This is a genomic window from Streptomyces sp. NBC_01618, from assembly GCF_045209435.1.
Classification (GTDB): Bacteria; Actinomycetota; Actinomycetes; order Streptomycetales; family Streptomycetaceae; genus Streptomyces.
On the sequence record NZ_CP109297.1, the window covers coordinates 4,568,745 to 4,588,786 of the forward strand.

Sequence of the window (20,042 nt, forward strand, 5' to 3'; positions counted from 1 at the left end):
GGCACGCGCATCTGCGGCGTTGTCGTCAATCACCAACGCTCCGCGTTGCCGCCCCCCATTTGCCGGTCGGTCTAAGACCGACCGGCAATCGGGGGCGGCGTCGCGGGGCCCAATTGCCGGTCGGTCCAAAGTGACACGTGGCGCCGGTCGGCGTCGTACGCTCCCCGCATGGACAGCGCAGAGTATGAGCGCAAGATCGCCTTCCGCTTCGCCGCCTTCGACCAGGACGGCAACGGATACATCGATCGCGCGGATTTCAGTGCCGCCGCGGCCCGTCTGCTCACCGAATTCGGTACGACGGCCCGCTGCGACAAGGGCCAGGCGCTCTACACCGGGGCCGAAGCCCTCTGGCAGGGCATGGCGGGCATCGCGGACGTCGACGGGGACCAGCGTGTCACCCGTGAGGAGTTCGTGGGCGGAGCCGTGAAACGGCTGCGCGACAACCCCGAGCGCTTCGCGGAGATCGCCCGCCCGTTCCTGCGCGCCGCGCTCGCCGTGGCGGACCGGGACGACGAGGGCGCGGCCTCCGTACCCGCCGTGGAACGGGCGCTGCGGGTGCTGGGCGCGCCCCTGGAGACGGCGGCGGTCGCGGCGCGGAGCCTGGACACGGACCACGAGGGCAAGGTCGCCGAGGACGCGGTGGTGGCCGCGTTCGCCGACTACTTCACGGTGATCGCACCGGACGCGTAGCCGGGGCCGGGGCAGCCGGAGCGGGGCCGGTCCCGCCCGGCGGCCGTCGTGCGGTGGACCGCCCCGGCGGCCGCCCCGCCCCGGTCCGTCTCAGGAGAACTGCTCGCGCAGCCGGTACTTGAGCACCTTCCGCAGCGCCTCGTTGCGGGGCAGCGCCGTCACCACCTCCAGCTGTTCCGGCAGTTTGTGCACGGAGAGCCCCTCCGCGCGCAGGTACCCCGTGATGTCCGGCAGCGTCAGCGGGGCCGCCCCCGCCGGCTGTTCCACGACCGCGCAGACGCGCTCGCCGCGCTCCGGGTCCGGGAGCCCGATCACCGCCGCGTCGCCGACGCCCGGGTGCTGGTGCAGCAGGTCCTCTATCTCCTTGGCGGAGATGTTCTCGCCCTTGCGGATGATGATGTCCTTCAGCCGGCCGGTGAGCACCAGGTGCCCGCCCGCCTCGACATGGCCGACATCGCCGGTGATCAGGAACCCGTCCGCGTCGAAGGCCGCCGCCGTCGCCGCCGGGTCCAGATAGCCCGAGCAGACGGCCTCGCCGCGCAGCCGTACCTCGCCGTCGGTGCCGTACGGCAGTGGTTTGCCGTCCTCGTCGGTGATCCGGATCTCCATGCCCTCGGGCGGCCGGCCCTCCGTCTCGGCGAGGTGCTCCACCGTGTCGTCCGGGGCGCCCATGGTGATCATGGGGACCTCGGTCATGCCGTAGCCGTGGGTGAGCTGGACGCCCATCTCCCGTACGACCGCGTGGTAGATCTCCGGCGGCTTCGGCGCCCCGCCGCCCGCCAGCAGCCGCAGGGTGGGGACCACCCTGGCGGTGGGGTCCTTGCGCTGTTCGGTCAGGAACATCGAGTAGAACGCGGTGGACCCGCCCGCGACCGTCACCCCGTGCCGCCGGTAGCCCGCCAGCGCGTCCGGCATCGCGAAGTGCTCGAACAGGACCGCGGGGAACCCGTACAGCAGCAGCATCACCGCGTAGTCCGGCCCGCCGACATGGGCGAACGGGAAGGCCACCGAACCGATGTCGTCGGCCGACAGGTGCAGCGCGTGGGCCAGGCAGGAGCCGCCTGCGATCAGGCTGCGGTCGGTGTGCAGGACGCCCTTCGGATCGGAGGTCGTCCCCGAGGTCCAGTAGATCCAGCGCACCGCCGTGCCGTCGGTGGATGGCGGCGGCAGTACCGCCGGGTCGCCGTCCGGCAGTGACTCGTACGCCTCGAAGACCAGCGGCGGACGCTCGGCCTGCGCCGCCAGCCGCCGTGCCATCGCCGTGTGGTCGAAGCCGCGCCAGGTGCCCGGCACGGCAAAGAAGCCGGCCTTCGACTCGCGCAGCGCGAACCCCGCCTCGCGGTCCCGGTAGAACGGGATGACCGGCGACTGCACGGCCCCGATCCGGGTCAGCGCGAACGACAACAGCACGGTCTCGATCCGGGTCGGCAGCTGCCAGGCGACGACGCCGCCGGGGCGCACGCCCATCCCCCACAGCCCGGCCGCGACCCGTTCGCCGCGGCTGCGCAGCCCGCCGAAGGTCAGCGTGCGGTCGTCCTGGATCAGGAACGGGCGGTCCGGGGTCAGGGCGGCCCGGCCTTCGACTAGCTCCCAGAAGGTGCCCGATGCGCTCAGCGCGTGTGCGGTCTCGTTCACGGCGAACCCCTCACAGCTGACGGATAGTCAGATAGTGCCGAGAGCGTAGAGCGCTGCGCCTTGTCGGTCCAGGGGTGCGGGGCTAACCTGTGCCGAAACTGAATCTGACGAACCATCAGATACTTTCAGTGTGCGCCGAAGGGGACACCATGACGTCAGCGGAACTGCCTCGGATCGTCAGCGTCGACGACCATGTGATCGAGCCGCCGCACCTCTTCTCGACCTGGCTGCCCGCCAAGTACCGCGAGCGCGGCCCGCAGCCGCTCACCGCGGGCATCGGGGAGCTGGCGTACACGGGGGGCAAGTACGTCATCACGATGGACCCCGACGGGCCGCCCACCGACTGGTGGATCTACGAGGACCTGAAATTCCCGTACAAGCGGAACATCGCCGCCGTCGGCTTCGACCGCGACGACATGACGCTGGAGGGGATCACCCGGGCCGAGATGCGGCCCGGCTGCTGGGACCCGGCCGAGCGGCTCAAGGACATGGACCTCAACCACGTCGAGGCGAGCCTCTGCTTTCCCACTTTCCCGCGCTTCTGCGGCCAGACCTTCGCCGAGGCGCACGACAAGGAAGTCGCGCTCGCCTGCGTCCGTGCCTACAACGACTGGATGGTGGAGGAGTGGTGCGGCGACAGCGGCGGCCGGCTCATTCCGCTCTGCATCATCCCGCTCTGGGACATCGGCCTGGCGGTCGCGGAGATCAAGCGGAACGCGGCGCGCGGCGTGCGCGCGGTGACCTTCTCCGAGATCCCCACCCACCTCGGGCTGCCGTCCATCCACACCGGCTACTGGGATCCGTTCTTCGCGGTCTGCCAGGAGACCGGCACGGTCGTCAACATGCACATCGGGTCCAGCTCGCAGATGCCCGCCGCCTCGCCCGACGCCCCGCCCGCCGTGCAGGCCAGCCTCTCCTTCAACAACGCCATGGCCTCGATGATGGACTTCCTGTTCAGCGGAGTCCTGGTGAAGTTCCCCCGGCTGAAACTCGCCTACAGCGAGGGCCAGATGGGCTGGATCCCGTACGCCCTGGAGCGCGCCGACGACGTCTGGGAGGAGCACCGGGCCTGGGGCGGGGTGCGCGACCTGATCCCCGAGCCGCCGTCCACGTACTACTACCGGCAGATGTTCTGCTGCTTCTTCCGCGACAAGCACGGGGTCGCCTCGCTCGACGTCGTCGGGCGGGACAACGCCACCTTCGAGACCGACTACCCGCACGTCGACTCGACCTTCCCGCACACCAAGGAGGTCGCCCTCGACCACGTCAAGGGACTGGACGACGAGACCGTCTACAAACTGATGCGCGGAAACGCGATCCGGATGCTCGATCTGGACCTCGACAAGTAGACGCGCGGCAGATCTCGCGTACCCGGAGGAAGAAGTGGATCTCGCGTACACGCAGGAAGAAGAGGAGTTCCGGGCGCGGCTGCGCGAGTGGCTGGCCGCCGTGCTCCCCGCACTGCCCGCGAAGCCCGGACCCGACGACTGGCCGGGGCGGCGCGCGTACGACACCGCCTGGCAGCGGATGCTGTACGACGCGGGCTACGCGGGCCTGCACTGGCCCGTCGACGCGGGCGGGCGCGGTGCCACCCCGACCCAGCACCTGATCTTCCTGGAGGAGACGGAGAAGGCCGGCGCCCCGTACGTCGGCGCGAACTTCGTCGGGCTGCTGCACGCCGGTCCGACGATCGCGGCCGAGGGCACCGCCGCACAGCGGGCGCGCTGGCTGCCGCCGGTGCTGCGCGGCGACGAGATCTGGTGCCAGGGGTTCAGCGAGCCCGACGCCGGTTCGGACCTCGCCTCGCTGCGGACCCGGGCGGTGCGCGACGGCGACGACTACGTGGTGAGCGGGCAGAAGATCTGGACCTCGCACGCGGAGGTCGCCGACTGGTGCGAACTCCTGGTGCGCACGGACCCGGCGGCGCTCAAGCACCGCGGGATCAGCTGGCTCGCGATGGAGATGGACGCCCCCGGCGTCACCGTCCGCCCGCTGCGCACCCTCGCCGGGTCCACCGAGTTCGCCGAGATGTTCCTCGACGAGGTGCGGATACCGGTCTCGCACCGCGTCGGCGCGGAGAACGACGGCTGGCGGGTCACCATGGTCACCCTCTCCTTCGAGCGCGGTACGGCCTTCGTCGGCGAGGTCGTCGCCTGCCGCCGCACGCTGGCCGCCCTGGCCGCCGAGGCACGGGCGAACGGCCGCTGGGACGACCCGGTCCTGCGCCGCCGGCTGGGCAGGCTGAACGCCGAATTCCGGGCGTTGTGGCGGCTCACCCAGTGGAACGTCAGCGAGGCGCAGCGCAGCGGGGGAGTGCCGGGGACGGGCGGCTCGGTGTTCAAGCTGCGCTACTCGCAGGCCCGCCAGGAACTGTACGAGGCGGCGGCCGAGGTGCTCGGCGCGGACGGCGCCGATCTGGACCGGGAGTGGGTCCTGGACCGGCTCTCCTCGCTCTCGTACACCATCGCCGCGGGCACCTCGCAGATCCAGCGGAACATCGTGGCCGAGCGGATCCTCGGCCTGCCGAAGGGGCGGTGAGCGGACGGTGGACTTCCAGCTCTCGGACGACCAGCGGGCCCTGCGGACGGGGATACGGGACCTCCTCGCCGGACGCTTCAGCAGGGACCGGATGCGGGCGGCCCTCGACGGCGGTACGGGCGTCGACCGGGCCCTGTGGCGGGAGCTCGGCGAAGCCGGGTTCTTCGCGCTGCGGCTGCCGGAGAAGGCGGGCGGTGTCGGGCTCGGCCTGCCCGAGTCGGTCCTCCTCTTCGAGGAGGTGGGGCGGTCGCTGCTGCCCGGACCACTGATCGCCACCCACCTCGCCGCCGGTGCGGTGAAGGGGGCGGCGCAGGGCGAGGCGGTGATCGCCGTGCTGGACGCGGGGCAGCCGGTGGGTCACCTCGGCGACGCGGACGGGCTGCTCGTGCTCGGGGCGGGGGATGCGGGGGCCGGGGCCGGTTCGGGGTCGAGGTCGGGGGACGGCCCGGGCCCGGCCGACGGGATCGTGCGCGATGCCGTACGGATACGGGAGGCCGCCGAGCCCGTACGGTCGCTCGACCCGTTCACGCCCCTGTGGCGGGTCACGGGCCGCGTCGGCCCGGTCGAGCCCCTGCCCGGCGGGGCGCTGCGCGCCGAGGGTGCCCTGCTCGCCGCCGCCGAACAACTCGGCAGCGCCGCCCGTACGACCGAGATGGCCGTCCAACACGCCGGTGAACGTGAACAGTTCGGATCGCCGATCGGGTCCTTCCAGGCGGTCAAACACCTGTGCGCCGGGATGCTGGTCCGCACCGAACTGGCCCGCGGCGCCGTCTACGCGGCGGCCGTGACCGCGGACCCGGTCGAGATCGCGGGCGCCAAGCTGCTCGCCGACGACGCGGCGGTCCGCAACGCGCGCGACTGCCTCCAGGTGCACGGCGGGATGGGCTTCACCTGGGAGGCAGACGTCCATCTGCACCTCAAGCGGGCCTGGCTGCGCTCGGTCCGGTGGCTGACGGCGGCGACGGCCGAGGAGGCACTTGCGGCCGACCTGTGCTGAATCCCGGCGGGTTCCGTGCAGGTTTCCGCCGCACGGCGGCGGGCGGCTGCGCGGGGCCCGCACGGGACAAGCGGGCCGCTGAGCCTCACACAGCGGAGTTACGCAGCGCAGTCGGCCGGCTCCGGAGCCGGGTTGTGTCCTTTGCGTGATTCGTCACGGGGTGGAGTCGGCGCCGGGCTCGGGTACGCTCCGTTGGATGCGACAGGATCTGGAACCGGGCGATCCGGGTGTTGCCCGTGCGGCGACTCCGGTCCGGAAGAGATGCCCTGATCGCCTTCCACGCAGAAGCGCCGAGCCTGCCCGGAGGGCGACTCCCGCGGCCTCGATGCGCCTCTGTTCGACTTCCCGCAGCGTGCGTCGCACAGTATGCACCACGCGTACTCCTTCGCGCTGGAATATGCCCGAAGCGCTTGTTGCGGTGACTGTACGTCAACCATGCTGTCTCGTAAGGGAATCACGTTCCGTGACCCTGAGGAGGCGCGAGGCGATGTGTCCGCCGGTTCGGATGGTGTGAGCGGTGCAGGTGCTTCAGGTTCAGCTGGAGGTCGGGCCGGATCCCGCAGAGGTCGGGCGGGCCCGCAGATGGGCGCGATCGAGACTGATCGGGTCCGGGATAAGAGACGACGAGCCGCTGGCCGAGACGCTCATCCTGCTGATCTCGGAGCTGGTCACCAACGCGGTGGTCCACACCGGGTGCCCGGCCGTGCTGTGCATGCTGTTCGGCACGGCGGGGGCGGCCGGGACCGTACGGGTCGAGGTGGCCGACGCCAGCTGCCGCCCGCCGCAGCAGCGCCACGCGGAGGGCGAGGACACCGGCGGCCGGGGCCTGGAGCTCGTCGACGGCCTCGCCGACCGCTGGGGCTGGCAGCCGGAGGGCGCGGGGAAGCGCATCTGGTGCGAGGTCGACCGGGACGCCCCGCTGATCCAGGTCGTGCCGGGCGTACACGGCACGGGCGATGCGGACCTCGGGGCACGCAAGGCGTCACACGCTGTGACGAATCCCGCGTAAAGGTTTAACCCGCGTAAGGGTCAAGCCCGTATACAGGTTAAGTCCGTATAAAGGTTAAACCCGCATAAAGGTCGAAGCGGTCGGTCCGGCGCGGGTTCGGGCGGTCCGGCGCCGATCGGCGCGTCTTCACCGGTCCGAGCGCCTTCAGAGGATGGCGACCGGCGCGACCGGGGTGCCGGTGGCGCCGACGAACGGCTCCGGCATCGCGGAGAGCAGAAAGCTGTAGCGCCCCTCGTCCGCACAGGCTGTGGACAACTTTTCCAGGTTCCAGTTCTGGCCCTGCAGCATGCCCATCTCGACCAGGTCCAGCGCGTGCACCCCGAGCCACAGATCCTCGATCTCGGGCGGGAAGATCTCGAAGGTCAGGGTGTCGTTGGCGACCGCCGCCACATCGCGCGCCCGGAACCACTCGGGCGTCCGGATCGAGAGCCCGGGCGACGGATAGCCGTACGCGTGCTTGTCGCCCGCCAGGTAGACCTGCACCTGACCCGTCCGTACGAGCACGATGTCACCCGCCCGGACCCGGACCCCCGCCAGATCCTCGGCCGCGTCCAGGTCCTCGGGGGTGACGGCGTGGTCGCCGGGCAGCCTGTCCACGCCGTGGGCGCGGGCCACGTCGAGCAGCACTCCGCGCGAGACGATGTGCGGCGCCTTGTCGATCCCGCTGAACCGCGCTCCGTCGTGGGCGGTGATCGTGGCGGCCGGGCGGCCGTTGTAGATCTTCTCCGAGTGCGAGGCGTGGGTGAGGGCGTCCCAGTGGGTGGCCGTCTGGAGGCTCAGGACGGCCGTGTCGTCGCTGGTGGCGACGGTGCCGGGGCCGAAGAGCTCCTGATTGATCTGGATCATGGTGTGCAGCGGATTGATCCGCCCGGGTATCAGTCCGCTCTGGACGCCGTCCTGCTGGAGAGGCAGCGCGAGGGGCACGCGCAGCCCGGTGCGGACAGCGGCCGCTGCCTCCCGCACGACCGCGTCGGTGATCAGATTGAGCGTGCCGATCTCGTCGTCGGCGCCCCAACGGCCCCAGTTGTTCACTCGCTTGGCGATGTCGTGGAACTCGGCCGGCAGTGACATGGAGCCTCCCGGGGCTTGTGTTCGTGGACCTGATGGCCCATAAAATCTAACGGTCCGTCAGAAACCGCGGGAAGGGGCCGGGCATGGGGAACTTCTTGGCAGGCAAAGTGGTGGCCGTGACCGGAGCCGGGCGCGGCATCGGGAGGGCGGTCGCGCTCGCGGCGGCGGCCGAGGGGGCGAGAGTCGTCGTCAACGACTACGGCGTGTCCATCGAGGGCGGCGAGCCGAGCAGTGAGATAGCCGAGTCCGTCGTCAAGGAGATCGAGGCGGCGGGCGGCACGGCGGTGGCCGTCGCCGACGACATCTCCACGATGGCGGGCGGGCAACGGATCGTGGATACGGCGCTCGCACAGTACGGGCGGATCGACGGCGTCGTGTGCGTGGCCGGGATCCTGCGGGAGCGGATGCTGTTCAACATGTCCGAGGAGGAATGGGACCCAGTGGTCGCCACGCACCTCAAGGGCACGTTCACCGTCTTCCGGGCCGCCTCGGCGGTGATGCGGAAGCAGGAGGACGGCGGCACGCTGATCGGCTTCACCAGCGGCAACCATCAGGGCAGCGTCGCCCAGGCCAACTACAGCGCCGCGAAGGGCGGGATCATCTCGCTGGTACGGAGCGCGGCGCTCGGCCTGCACAAGTACGGCGTCACGGCGAACGCCGTCGCGCCCGTCGCCCGTACCCGGATGTCCGCCAACGTGCCCATGGAACTCAAGGAGATCGGCGAGCCGGAGGATGTGGCGGCGCTCGTCGTCTACCTGCTCAGCGAGCGGGCCCGCAAGGAGAAGATCACCGGCCAGGTGTACACGATCGCCGGCCCGAAGATCGCGGTCTGGGCCCAGCCGAGGGAGCTGCGGGCCGGGTATGCGGAGGGGGCCTGGACCCCGGAACGGATCGCGGACTTCCTGCCGGGGACGGTGGGCTCGGACCCGATGCCGATGCTGGCGCAGCTGGAGGAGATGGCCGCGGCGGCCGCGGCGAAGGCACGGCCGAACAGAACAAGCTCCTTTGGCCTTTGAGGAACGGGGGCTCAGGGGCGGAGCCCCCCGCCCATGGCGGTTCACCCGGTCCGGCACCCTCCACGGCGGCTCGGACGAGACCCAGCGGAACATCATCGCCGAGCGAGCGCTCGGCCTACCGAGGGAGCCGAGATGAGAGGCGTCGTCTTCGACGGCAAACGGACCGAGGTCGTCGACGATCTGGAGATACGCGATCCGGGCCCTGGCGAGGTGCTGGTGGCGGTGGCCGCGGCCGGACTGTGCCACAGCGATCTGTCGGTGATCGACGGGACGATTCCGTTCCCGTCGCCGGTGGTGCTCGGGCACGAGGGCGCGGGCGTGGTCGAGGCGGTCGGTGCGGGCGTCGGCCATGTGGCGCCCGGCGACCACGTGTCGCTGTCGACACTGGCCAGCTGTGGGGCGTGCGCACAGTGCGACCGGGGCCGGCCGACGATGTGCCGCAAGGCGATCGGGATGCCTGGGCGGCCGTTCTCGCGGCGGGGCGAGCCGCTGTACCAGTTCGCGTCCAACTCGGCTTTCGCCGAACGGACCCTGGTCAAGGCCGTGCAGGCGGTGAAGATCCCCACGGACCTGCCGTTCACCTCGGCGGCCCTGATCGGCTGCGGGGTGGTGACGGGAGTCGGAGCCGTACTCAACCGGGCGAAGGTCGACCGGGGCGACTCCGTCGTGGTGATCGGCACCGGCGGCATCGGGCTCAACGTCATCCAGGGCGCCCGGATCGCGGGCGCCCTGACGATCGTCGCCGTCGATGCCAACCCGGCGAAGGAGGCGGTGGCACGGCAGTTCGGCGCCACGCACTTCCTGACGTCGGCCGACGGCGTACGGGAGATCCTGCCGAGCGGCGCCGACCACGCCTTCGAGTGCGTGGGCCGTACGGAACTGATCCGTACCGCGATCGACCTGCTGGACCGGCACGGCCAGGCGGTCCTGCTGGGCGTCCCCGCGGCGACGGCGGAGGCCTCGTTCCTCGTCTCGTCGCTGTTCCTGGACAAGTCGATCCTGGGCTGCCGGTACGGCTCCTCGCGCCCGCAGCGGGACATCGCGCTCTACGCGGAGCTGTACCGGGAGGGCCGGCTGCTGCTGGACGAACTCGTCACCGAGACCTACCCGGTGGAGGACTTCGCCAAGGCGGCGGACGACGCGCAGCAGGGGCGCGTGGCGCGGGGCGTGCTGGTGTTCTAGCGCCGCAAGGGGCACCAGGGGCAATGCCGTGCAGTTGGCGCCGGGCGGACGTTGTCAAGGGGTGCGGGTGGCCGGCCGGGTGAATCCGTGGGGCGGAGCTGCGGCGAGCCACCGGCCCGGCGGTGAGACACCGCCGGGCCGGTGGCGTGGGGGCAGCGGGAAGTGAGCGGCTGGTGCGGCCGCCCCTGCCGGACGGCGTTCCGTGCGGGGCGTAACCCGAACGGGCGCCGTTCGCCGAGCAGGGGCGCGGAGCCAAGGACCGCTAAGGCCGGTCGTCGCCGTGGCCGCAGGCGCTGTGTCGTCCGCCGTGCACCGCCGCGTATGCCGACGGGCGGGGCGCGGTGGCGGCCCGGTCGAGTCGCGCGGCCGCGGCCCGTCCCGCCGAGGTGTGCGCGTCGTGGACGACCCGGCCGCCCACCAGGGTCAGCTCGACACGGGTGTCACTGATGTCCGCCACCGGGCATTTCGTTACATCACGGTCGAGAACGATCAGATCCGCGGCCAGACCGGGCCGGACTGTTCCCGTCAGCTGGTCCATGCGCAGCTGCCATGCCGTGCCTTGCGTGTGCATGCGCAGCGCCGACGTACGGCTCAGCCCCTCCAGCTCCTGGTAGAGCGGCCCGTCGCCCTCCGCGCCCGTGCGGTCGATCGCCGTACGGATCTGGTTCCACACCTGGAGCGGGTCCACCGGCCAGTCCGAGCCGCCCGAGAGCCGGGCCCCGTGCCGCTCCAGGGAGCGGGCGGGGTACATCCACCGGTGCCGCTCGGGCCCGATGTACGGCAGGAGGGCGTCCATCGTCCACGTGTCCTGTTCCGCCCACTGGAGCTGCATGCAGGCCACCACGTCCAGTGCGGCGAACCGCCCCAGATCCGCCGGGTCCACCAGCTGGAGGTGAGCGATGGTGTTCCGGGCACCGCGCAGCCCGGTCGCGCGCCGGGCGTACGCGTACCCGTCGAGCGCCGTGCGCACCGCGCGGTCACCGAGCCCATGGGCATGCATCTGCCAGCCGGCCCGGTTGAAGGCCGCGGTCAGCTGCCCGTAATCCTGTCCAGAGACATACAACTCACCGCGGTTGTCCGTCGGGTGCCCCGAGTCGTCCAGATACGGCGCCAGGAGCGCCGCCGTCTGCGCCGGGTACTCGATCACCCCGTCGAGGAACACCTTGATCGTCCCGAACCGCAGCCCAGGTACGTTACGGAAGGAGCGCTGCAGCCCGCTCGCGTACGCGAGCGCCGCCTTCGGGTCCTTCGCCAGGTCTGCGTCGATCCCGATCGCGGGGACGATCCGCTGCAGCAGCGTCCCCGCGTTCGCCAGAGCCTGATACGTCGACAACCCGCTCTGCCCGACATTCGCGTCCATCATCGTGGTCACCCCGGAGGCCGCCACCTGGGCGAGGGCCCGCGAGCAGGCGGCGACCAGATCGGCCTCGCTCGGCTCCGGGATGTGACGTGTCACCAGGGGCTGTGCGTCGTCCTTGAGCACCCCGCTGGGCTTCCCGTCCGGCCCCTTCACGATCTTTCCGGCCACCGGATCGGGGGTCGCCGCGGTGATGCCGGCGATCTCCAGGGCGCGGCCGTTGACCCAGGTGTTGTGGCCGTCGCTCCCGAGGAGGGCGATCGGGCGTCGGGTGGGAAGGGTGTCGAGCAGGGAGTGGTGGGGAAGAGTGCCACGCGGCAGCAGCCCGATCGGGTTCCAGTCCGAGACCACCAGCCAGCCGTCGGGCTCCTGGCCGGGCGTGTCCTTGAGGAAACCCGTGAGGATCGCCAGGAGTTCCTCGGCGGTCGTCTCGGCGCCCTCCAGGGAGGGGCGCAGCGAACGCTCGCCCGCGCCGAGCGGGTGCACATGGCCGTCGTGGATGCCGCTCATCACGGTCGCCCCGCGCGCGTCGACGATTTCGGTGTCCCGCCCGGCGAGGTGGTGCAGTTCGCGGCCCCGGCCGGTGGCGAGAATCCGGCCGTCGTGCCCGACGGCCACGGCCTCGACGGGTCGGGCGCCGGGGAGCCCGGTGAACACCCGTGCGTTGTGGATGACCAGGGCCGCGGCACGGCGGCGCGCGGCGCCCCGCTGCGCGGCGGCCGCGGGGCCTGCCGCCGCACCCACCAGTCCGGCCGCGCCCGCGGCGAGCACGCTCCGCCGAGCGAAAGAAGAAGTCATGACCACTCCAAGGATTGGGCTCCGTTGCTGTGGCCGGACCCTCATTGATTAACGCCGTAACCAGAACCCACCCTGGACGACGGAATCCGCACCGCAATCCATACGATGGCGCCATGTCAGGGCCCACCCTCGCCGATGTCGCCCGTGCGGCGGAGGTCTCCACTGCCACCGTCTCGCACGCTCTCAACGAAACCGGCCGGCTCGCCGACGCCACGCGCCGCCGGGTCCGCGAGGTGGCCACCGCGCTCGGCTACGGCGCCCGGTGGACCCCACGGACCGGGGGGACCTTGGGCGTGGCCGTCACGACCTACGCCGGATCGGCCTGGAACTTCCTCGAAGTCCCGTACTTCGCCCGGCTCCTGACCGCCGCCACCGCCACCGCGCACGCCCACGGCTACGCCCTGACCATCCTCCCCGCAGCCCGCGGAGCCGAGGCGCCGTGGCACACCCTCACCGTGGACGGCATGCTGCTCCTCGACAGCCCCGCAGGCGACCCGGTGCTGCGTGCCCTGCGCGCCCGAGGCATCCCGCTCGTCTTCGACGGCCGGCCCGTCGATCCGAGGCCCGGGGACGTCTGGGTCGACAACGACCACACCGCCACCACCCGCGAGGTCCTCGGCCACCTGGCGGCCTCGGGCGCCCGGCGGATCGCCCTGCACGCCGGGTACGGCGACGAGCACTACACCCGGGCCGTGACCCGCGCGTACGAGCAGTGGTGCCACGAGCACGGCCGGACGCCACTGCTCCTCACCTTCGACCCGTACGACGCCCCGGGCCACGGCTTCGACGCGGTCTTCGCCGCCCACGCCTGCGACGCGGTCTACACGGTCTACGACCCCGGCGGCCGCCAGGTCCTGGCCGCAGCGGCCCGCCACGGCCTGCGGATCCCCGACGACCTCCTCCTCGTCTGCGCCAGCGAGGACCCGGCCTACGCCGAGAACGATCCGCCGGTGAGCACCGTGACCCTGCGCCCCGCGACGATCGCCGAGACCGCGGTGACGGCCCTGGTCTCCCTCCTTTCTCCCACCGCCCCGCCACCACCCCCTGGCGCCCTGACGGTCCCGGCGGTCCTCCATCCCCGCCGCTCCTCACGCAGCCGGGCCCGGCCCAGCCCACAAGGGCCACCGTGATCCGACGGACGGCCTGCACACGACCGAAGCCGGTCCGGCGTGCCGCGTCTCGCTCCGCGGGCCCGGCCGTGCGCGCGTGCGAGACGGGCGCGGCGGTCGACGTCGCCGTGCCGGAGGGGGCCGCCTATGCCCTCCCCGCCCGGAACGTTCGCCGGTACGCCGTCGGGGACACCCCCAGCGCCGCCTGGAGGTGCTGCCGCAGCGAGGTGGGTGTCCCGAAGCCCGCGTTCCGCGCCACCTGGTCGATCGACAGGTCCGTCGACTCCAGCAGTTGCCGGGCCCGTTCGACCCGCTGCCGGGTAAGCCACTGGACGGGGCTGACCCCGACCTCCTCCCGGAAGCGGCGGGTGAACGTCCGTACGCTCATCGACTCCTGCTGCGCCATGTCGCGCAGCAGGATCGGCCGTTCCAGCCGTCCGAGCGCCCAGGCACGTGCGGTGGTGGTGGCCGCGAACTGCGTCTCGGGCACGGGGCGTTGGATGTACTGCGCCTGCCCGCCGTCCCGGTGCGGGGGTACGACCGTGCGGCGGGCGACGTCATTGGCGACGGCGGTGCCGTGGTCGCGGCGCACGATGTGCAGGCAGAGGTCGATTCCGGCGGCGACCCCGGCGGAGGTCAGGACGTCGCCGTCGTCGATGAACAGGACGTCCGGGTCGACGCGGACCTTCGGGAAGAGCCGCTGGAAATGGTCGGCGCAGGACCAGTGCGTGGTGGCGGGCCGCCCGTCGAGATATCCGGCGGCGGCCAGCACGTAACTGCCCGTGCAGATGGAGACCATCCGGGTGCCCGGCCTGATGTGCGCGAACGCGGCGGCGAGCTCGTCGGTGAGCCTGCCCTCCGCGTAGACGGGGCCCAGTTCGTAACTGGCGGGGATCACGACCGTGTCGGCGGTGGCCAGGGCCTCCGGACCGTGTTCCACGGTGATCGTGAAGTCCGCGTCGGTGCGGACCGGGCCCGGCGGGCGGACGGAACAGGTCACGACTTCATAGAGATTGCGGCCCTTGGTGCGCGGATCCGAACCGAGCGAACGGCCGAAGATCCTTTGGGGGATGCCCAGTTCGAAGGGGAGCAGCCCGTCGAGGGCCAGGACTGCGATGCGGTGCGGCACGGGCGGACCCCTTTCATCCCTAGCTGGTATAGACCTCCAGCTGGTACATGTCACTTCCGTGAAGGAAAAGTCAGCGGAGTATCCGCGCATTCCCGCCACGGAGCGCGCGAGCGTACCGTCCCCGTCGCCCCGTATGCCGGATCCGGTCCCGGGCACGGATCCCCAGGGTCCGGAGCTGATCGGCCGCGGCCGCCCGGCCGAGCTCTGGAACCGTAACTTCCGGCTCTTCTTCGTCGCCCGTACCGCCGCGCTCTTCGGCGACGGCATGATTCCGGTGGCGCTCACCGCAGGCCTGCTGGGGGCGGGCCGGCCGCACTCGTCGGTGGGGTTCGCGCTCGCCGCGTGGATGGGACCGCTGGCCCTCTTCGTGCTCTTCGGCGGCGTACTGGCGGACCGGTTCACCCCTCGCCGGATGATGATCATCGCCGATGCGCTGCGGCTGGTCGGGGCCTCGGTGCTGGCGGCCTCCTTCGCCACCGGCAACCCGCCGCTGTGGGCGGTGTACGCGCTCAGCGCGGTCGCCGGCGTGGGCGCCGCGCTCTTCCAGCCGGGCGTCGCGTCGACCGTGCCCCGGGTGGCCTGGGACGTGCAGCGCGCCAACGCGGTGCTCCGGGTCTCCGAGGCGCTGATGACCATGGCGGGCCCGGCCTTCGCGGGCATGCTCGTCGGGTTCGCCAGCGCCGGGGCGGTCTACGCGGCGAACGCGTCGACGTTCCTGGTCTCCGGCCTGTGCCTGTTCCTGCTGCGGCTGGCCCCGGCCCCGGCGGACGAGGCGCAACGCGGCACCTTCGTCGCCGAACTGGTCGACGGGTGGCGGGAATTCCGGGCCCGGAGCTGGCTGTGGGGGGTGATCGCGATCTGGACGGTGTACGGCTTCGCGGTGCTCGGCCCGATGCTGCCGCTCACCGCGGTCGAAGTCACCGAGGCGCACGGCTCGGGGACGTACGGCGTGATGATGGCGGTGAACGGCGCGGGCAGCGTCGCCGGTGGCCTGCTCGCCCTGCGCCTGAGACCGCGCCGCCCGCTCGCGGCGGGGGCCGTGGCGCTGACCGCGGTCTGTGTGAACCTGGTGGTGCTGGGCCTCGGGATGCCGGTGCCCGCGCTCGGGGTGGGGCAGTTCGCGGCGGGTGCGGCGTTCGCGTTCTGGCTGGTGATGTGGTCGACGACGGTCCAGACCCATGTGCCGCCACAGGCGCTGAACCGGCTGCACGCGTACGACGTGGCGGGCTCGCTGCTGATGCTGGCGGCGGGCCGGGCGCTGGCCGGACCGGTCGCGGACCGGGTGGGCGCACCGGAGGTGCTGCTGGCCGGAGCGGTGATCAACATGGTGGTGGTGGCGGTGCTGCTGGCGGCCCGGCCGATCCGGCGGCTGGAGCGGATCGGATGACCGGGGGAGGGCCGGAGACGGTCGTGCCCCGGGCGGCGCGGACGGCTCTGCGGGCCCGCGCGGTCGCGGCCGGGGCCGCGGCGCTGACCGTCGCCGCCGGGCTCGGGGTCAGGGCGTTCGCGGACGGTGCCGTCGCCAAGTACACCGGGGACGCGCTCTACACCGTGCTGATCTTCGCCCTGGCCACGGTGATCGCCCCGCGTGCGCGGCCGGCCGTCACGGCCGGGACGGCGCTCGCGTTCAGCTGGGCGGTCGAGCTGCTGCAACTGACCGGGCTGCCCGCGGAACTCTCCCGGCACAGCGCGGTGGCGCGGCTGGTGCTCGGCTCGACCTTCAACGCACCCGACCTGTTCTGGTACGCGGTGGGGGCGGGGTGCGCCTGGGCCGTGGCGGCCCTGACTACTTGCTCCGGGAGCGCTCCTCGGACCGCTGCATCTCGATGACCTCGAAGACATGGGCGCTCGTCTGCCTGCGCACACTGCCGCCGACGAGCAGCGCCGCACCGCACACGGACAAGGGCGCGGAGATCCCCAGAATGGCCAGTTGCTTCGGCCACTCGGTGATCATCTCGCAGTCGTTCGTGACCCGGTAGCAGTACGCGTCCTGCTGTTCCACCAGCAGGACGCCCAGCCAGATCCACAGGGCGCAGGAAACGATCAGAAGCACGGCGCCCCAGCCCTGCATCAGCGCGGAGCGGTGGTGGAACTGCTGGCGTGCTATCCACTGCATGAGATCCCCCGGTTCGGTGTGTGGCGAAGACTTCGGTGTGCAACGACGGCGCGGCGTACGGCCGCCGACCGACAGGTGATCGTACGCACAGTGCTGGGAGCGACCGCGGTGCGTGGCCCGATCCCTGCGAAGGGTGGCCCTCCGGCCACTCGTGAGGAGGCATGTCGCGACCCGATGCTGAGTGACGTGACCCAGACAACCGAAAGCGCCGCGCGGGACGACGACCGGCAGGTCACCCCCGCAGCCCCCGGCCGGCGCTCCCGCCGACGCGTTCACCGTGCCTGGATCGTCGCCGTCGTCACCTTCGTGACGATCATCGGTGGTGCCGCCTTCAACTCTCTGCCCGGCCTCCTCATCGACCCGCTCCACACGGAGTTCGGCTGGTCGCGCGGGGAGATCGGATTCGCCGTCTCCATCGACATGGCGCTGTACGGGCTCACCGCACCGTTCGCCGCCGCGCTGATGGACCGCTTCGGCATCCGCCGGGTCGTCGTCGCCGCGCTGAGCGTGGTGGCGGCCGGGGCGCTGACCAGCATCTGGATGACGGCCTCCTGGCAGCTGATGCTCTGTTGGGGGCTGCTCGTCGGCCTCGGCACCGGGTCCATGGCGATGGCCTTCTCCGCCACGGTCACCAACCGCTGGTTCGTGGCCCGGCGCGGCCTGGTCACCGGCATCCTCACCGCGGCGGGTGCCTCCGGCCAGCTGGTGTTCCTGCCGCTGTGCGCGTGGATCGTCGCGGAACACGGCTGGCGCCCGGCCTCGGTGACCGTCGCGCTCGCCGCGCTGGTCGTCGTCCCGTTCGTCTGGCTCCTGCTGCACGACCACCCGGCCGATGTGGGCCTCGCCCCGTACGGCGGCAGCTACGTGGAGAAGCCCGCGCCCACCCGCGGGGCGGCGCGGCGGGCCCTGCGCGTACTGACCGATGCGGCGCGCACGGGGCCGTTCTGGCTGCTGGCCGGTACGTTCGCGATCTGCGGGGCCTCGACCAACGGCCTGATCCGTACGCACTTCGTGCCGTCGGCCCACGATCACGGCATGCCCATCACCGCCGCGGCCTCGCTGCTCGCCGTCATCGGGGTCTTCGACGTCATCGGCACGGTCTTCTCCGGCTGGCTCACCGACCGCTTCGACGCCCGTCGGCTCCTCGCCGTCTACTACGCGCTGCGCGGCGTCTCGCTGCTGTTCCTGCCGATGCTGCTGGCGCCGACGGTGCATCCGCCGATGGTGTTCTTCATCGTCTTCTACGGCCTGGACTGGGTCGCCACGGTCCCGCCGACGCTGGCCCTGTGCCGCGAGCAGTACGGCGAGGACAGCGCCATCGTCTTCGGCTGGGTCCTCGCCTCCCACCAGGTGGGCGCGGCGCTGGTGGCGTTCCTGGGCGGGGTGGCGCGCGATGTGTTCGGCTCGTACGACGTGGTCTGGTACGCGTCGGGGGCGCTGTGCGCGATGGCGGCACTCATGGCGCTGGTGATCCGGCGGGTCCGAGAGCCTTCGGGCGCCGCCGCGGGACTCGGCTGACAGTGCGGACCGGTCTCAGGCTCAGAGGTGCTGCGACCGTCAGGGCACGGTGAACGTTCACCCGCCGAGCGGCCCGAACTGCCCGAACACCCCCCGGTGGAACAGCAGCGGACCGTCCCCGTCCGCCGCCCCCAGTGCCTCCACCCGGCCCACCACGATCAGATGGTCGCCCCCGGTGTGGACGGCCTGGATGCGGCAGTCGATCCAGGCCGGTACGGAGTCCAGCAGCGGCGATCCGGTCGCGGGAGCCGCCTCGTACGCCACCCCTGCGAACTTGTCGGCCCCGCTCACCGCGAAGCTCCGGCACAGTGCGCCCTGGTCCGCGCCCAGGATGTTGACGCAGAAGGCCCCGGCGCGGGCGATGCGCGGCCAGGTCGTCGACGTACGGGCGACCATGAACGTGACCAGCGGCGGGTCGAGCGAGAGCGACGCGAACGACTGGCAGGCGAAGCCGGCCGGACCCTCCGCGTCGTCCGGATCGTGCGCGGTGACGATGGTGACCCCGGTCGCGAAGTGCCCGAGTACACGGCGGAATTCGGCCGGATCGACCGGCAGCCGCTCGCCGTCGGCGACGGCCCGAAGATCCGGGCGCGGCAGGGGGTCGACCGGCGCCGTCCCTGCGGTGGTGGCGGCGCCGACGGACCTGAGGTACCGGACGGCGGTGGCGGCCATGCCTGCGTGTCCCATCACGCCTTCCATTGAAACTGACGTAGCGTCAGATCGGAAGGGTTGGGGCGAAGACGGTTCGTGCACCGAGTGGGTGCTACGACGTGGAACCGGTGCCGGTCGAGGTGAGCCCCACTCGCTGCGTGCGGTCCCGCGTGGGAGAGGATGCGCAGCGGAGGGGAGTCGCATGTCGATGCACGCTGCGCAGGACTCGCGGGCGACGCCAGCCGGTGCCGAGGCGTCCGCCGGCCTGCCGGACGTATGGACCGGGCGGTCGATCCTGGCGGGCGCGGGCGCGCTGTTCATGGGGGCCGTGCTCGGCGTCGAGGTCGCGGGGTTCGCGGAGCTGGCCGCTCAGGCGCCCGTTCCGCCGGACGGACCCGGAATGACCTTGCTGGTCGCGCCGTTCCTCGTCTGCTTCGGCGGACCGTTCGCCCTGGTGGCGAGTCTGCTCGTCGTGCTGCCCACGGCCTCCGTGGCCCGCTGGGCGAGCGCCCGGTTCACCGGCCGGGATGCGTGGGGGTGGGTGCCGGTCGCCGCCATGGCGCTGGTGAGTGTGGGCGTGGTGGCCTTCGGTATCGCCCGACGCCCGGGTTCCGGCCTGCTGACCCTGAGCTGGCTGACAGGCGCGGCGCTGCTGACGGGGGCAGCCCTCCTGGCGCGCGACGCCGCGCTGCACGGGGGCCGGCTCCGGCGCATCCTCGGCTACGGTGCGCTCGCCGCGATGGCCGTGTTCGGAATCGGTACGGCCGTGTTCGCCACCGGGCTGGTCACCGAGTACCGACCGCCGAAGGTCGACGCCACTCAGCTGGTCGGGACCTGGACCGACGGAGAGGGCGGCACGCTGCGGCTGGCCGCCGACGGCACGGCGCGCGCCGATGCGCTGACGGATCACGACTCCGCCGTCGAGCGCGGTGCGGTGTCGGAAGCCGGGAAGTATCGCTGCTCGGGGCGGGGGACGTGGTCCTACGAGCCCGGGGACACCACCACGTGGGGCACGTGGGGCCAGAGTGTGCGGCTCGACATCGAGAACTGCTCCTTCGCCAGTGACTCCGACGGCTGGCGGATCAGCGGCACGCCGGACCGGCCCGAACTCAACCAGGAGTACGGCGATCCGGACTCACCGGACTGGTACACACTCACCCGGTGACCGCCCCCCGAGCCCGCCCGAACAGCTCTGGCGGAACAGCAGTGGAGCGCCTCCGTCGCGT

General features: G+C 72.0%; 18 protein-coding genes. 12 read left to right on the plus strand and 6 right to left on the minus strand.

Annotated features, from left to right (window positions below; translation table 11 throughout):
• The first annotated feature begins 168 nt into the window (after positions 1 to 168).
• Positions 169 to 690, plus strand: a complete 522-nt coding sequence (locus OH735_RS21295) for an EF-hand domain-containing protein (protein WP_406383102.1) — start codon at positions 169 to 171, stop codon at positions 688 to 690.
• Positions 691 to 780: 90 nt separating this feature from the next.
• Here OH735_RS21295 and OH735_RS21300 read toward each other — a convergent pair whose 3' ends face one another.
• Positions 781 to 2,325, minus strand: a complete 1,545-nt coding sequence (locus OH735_RS21300; protein WP_406383103.1) for a class I adenylate-forming enzyme family protein — start codon at positions 2,323 to 2,325, stop codon at positions 781 to 783.
• A gap of 149 nt (positions 2,326 to 2,474) precedes the next feature.
• Between OH735_RS21300 and OH735_RS21305 the strand changes: the two genes are divergently transcribed.
• From OH735_RS21305 to OH735_RS21320, 4 genes are all read left to right on the plus strand, one after another.
• Positions 2,475 to 3,674: an amidohydrolase family protein gene (locus OH735_RS21305; protein WP_406383104.1), complete on the plus strand. Its 1,200-nt coding sequence runs from the start codon at positions 2,475 to 2,477 to the stop codon at positions 3,672 to 3,674.
• Between the two features lie 34 nt (positions 3,675 to 3,708).
• Positions 3,709 to 4,863, plus strand: coding sequence for an acyl-CoA dehydrogenase (locus OH735_RS21310; protein WP_406383105.1), 1,155 nt, complete (start codon positions 3,709 to 3,711; stop codon positions 4,861 to 4,863).
• 7 nt (positions 4,864 to 4,870) lie between these two features.
• A complete protein-coding gene (locus tag OH735_RS21315) occupies positions 4,871 to 5,860 on the plus strand; it encodes an acyl-CoA dehydrogenase family protein (protein WP_406383107.1) in 990 nt (329 codons plus the stop codon).
• Between the two features lie 517 nt (positions 5,861 to 6,377).
• A complete protein-coding gene (locus OH735_RS21320) occupies positions 6,378 to 6,869 on the plus strand; it encodes an ATP-binding protein (RefSeq protein WP_406383108.1) in 492 nt (163 codons plus the stop codon).
• A 144-nt stretch (positions 6,870 to 7,013) separates the two neighbouring features.
• Here the strand turns inward: OH735_RS21320 and OH735_RS21325 are convergent, their stop codons facing one another.
• Positions 7,014 to 7,940, minus strand: a complete 927-nt coding sequence (locus tag OH735_RS21325) for a cyclase family protein (RefSeq protein WP_406383109.1) — start codon at positions 7,938 to 7,940, stop codon at positions 7,014 to 7,016.
• Positions 7,941 to 8,023: 83 nt separating this feature from the next.
• Here OH735_RS21325 and OH735_RS21330 point away from each other — a divergent pair, with 83 nt between their 5' ends.
• Together OH735_RS21330 and OH735_RS21335 are read left to right on the plus strand one after the other, a co-directional pair.
• Positions 8,024 to 8,956: an SDR family oxidoreductase gene (locus tag OH735_RS21330; protein ID WP_406383110.1), complete on the plus strand. Its 933-nt coding sequence runs from the start codon at positions 8,024 to 8,026 to the stop codon at positions 8,954 to 8,956.
• Between the two features lie 132 nt (positions 8,957 to 9,088).
• The gene (locus OH735_RS21335) at positions 9,089 to 10,138 is read left to right on the plus strand and encodes a Zn-dependent alcohol dehydrogenase (RefSeq protein ID WP_406383111.1); all 1,050 of its coding nucleotides are present in this window, start codon (positions 9,089 to 9,091) and stop codon (positions 10,136 to 10,138) included.
• A gap of 262 nt (positions 10,139 to 10,400) precedes the next feature.
• Here the strand turns inward: OH735_RS21335 and OH735_RS21340 are convergent, their stop codons facing one another.
• The gene (locus OH735_RS21340) at positions 10,401 to 12,293 is read right to left on the minus strand and encodes an amidohydrolase (RefSeq protein ID WP_406383112.1); all 1,893 of its coding nucleotides are present in this window, start codon (positions 12,291 to 12,293) and stop codon (positions 10,401 to 10,403) included.
• A gap of 113 nt (positions 12,294 to 12,406) precedes the next feature.
• Here OH735_RS21340 and OH735_RS21345 point away from each other — a divergent pair, with 113 nt between their 5' ends.
• Positions 12,407 to 13,423: a LacI family DNA-binding transcriptional regulator gene (locus OH735_RS21345; RefSeq protein ID WP_406383113.1), complete on the plus strand. Its 1,017-nt coding sequence runs from the start codon at positions 12,407 to 12,409 to the stop codon at positions 13,421 to 13,423.
• 124 nt (positions 13,424 to 13,547) lie between these two features.
• On the opposite strand, the gene OH735_RS21350 is transcribed toward OH735_RS21345, so the two are convergent.
• Positions 13,548 to 14,531, minus strand: coding sequence for a GlxA family transcriptional regulator (locus OH735_RS21350; protein ID WP_406383114.1), 984 nt, complete (start codon positions 14,529 to 14,531; stop codon positions 13,548 to 13,550).
• 133 nt (positions 14,532 to 14,664) lie between these two features.
• Here OH735_RS21350 and OH735_RS21355 point away from each other — a divergent pair, with 133 nt between their 5' ends.
• Together OH735_RS21355 and OH735_RS21360 are read left to right on the plus strand one after the other, a co-directional pair.
• Positions 14,665 to 15,918 carry an MFS transporter gene (locus OH735_RS21355; RefSeq protein ID WP_406383115.1) on the plus strand — a complete coding sequence of 418 codons (1,254 nt, stop codon included), beginning with the start codon at positions 14,665 to 14,667 and terminating at the stop codon, positions 15,916 to 15,918.
• Positions 15,915 to 16,361 carry a DUF2809 domain-containing protein gene (locus tag OH735_RS21360; RefSeq protein WP_406383116.1) on the plus strand — a complete coding sequence of 149 codons (447 nt, stop codon included), beginning with the start codon at positions 15,915 to 15,917 and terminating at the stop codon, positions 16,359 to 16,361. Before OH735_RS21355 ends, OH735_RS21360 begins: the two co-directional genes overlap by 4 nt.
• On the opposite strand, the gene OH735_RS21365 is transcribed toward OH735_RS21360, so the two are convergent.
• Positions 16,318 to 16,647: a hypothetical protein gene (locus OH735_RS21365; protein WP_406383118.1), complete on the minus strand. Its 330-nt coding sequence runs from the start codon at positions 16,645 to 16,647 to the stop codon at positions 16,318 to 16,320. The genes OH735_RS21360 and OH735_RS21365 overlap by 44 nt on opposite strands.
• A gap of 174 nt (positions 16,648 to 16,821) precedes the next feature.
• On the opposite strand from OH735_RS21365, the gene OH735_RS21370 reads away from it, so the two are divergent.
• Entirely contained in the window at positions 16,822 to 18,165 is a 1,344-nt protein-coding gene (locus OH735_RS21370; protein WP_406383119.1) for an MFS transporter, read from the plus strand.
• Between the two features lie 57 nt (positions 18,166 to 18,222).
• Here the strand turns inward: OH735_RS21370 and OH735_RS21375 are convergent, their stop codons facing one another.
• Complete coding sequence (locus OH735_RS21375; protein ID WP_406386668.1) at positions 18,223 to 18,837, minus strand: flavin reductase family protein; 615 nt, start codon at positions 18,835 to 18,837, stop codon at positions 18,223 to 18,225.
• Between the two features lie 181 nt (positions 18,838 to 19,018).
• On the opposite strand from OH735_RS21375, the gene OH735_RS21380 reads away from it, so the two are divergent.
• On the plus strand, positions 19,019 to 19,981 hold the full coding sequence (locus OH735_RS21380) for a hypothetical protein (protein ID WP_406383120.1): 963 nt from the start codon (positions 19,019 to 19,021) through the stop codon (positions 19,979 to 19,981).
• Positions 19,982 to 20,042 lie beyond the last annotated feature (61 nt).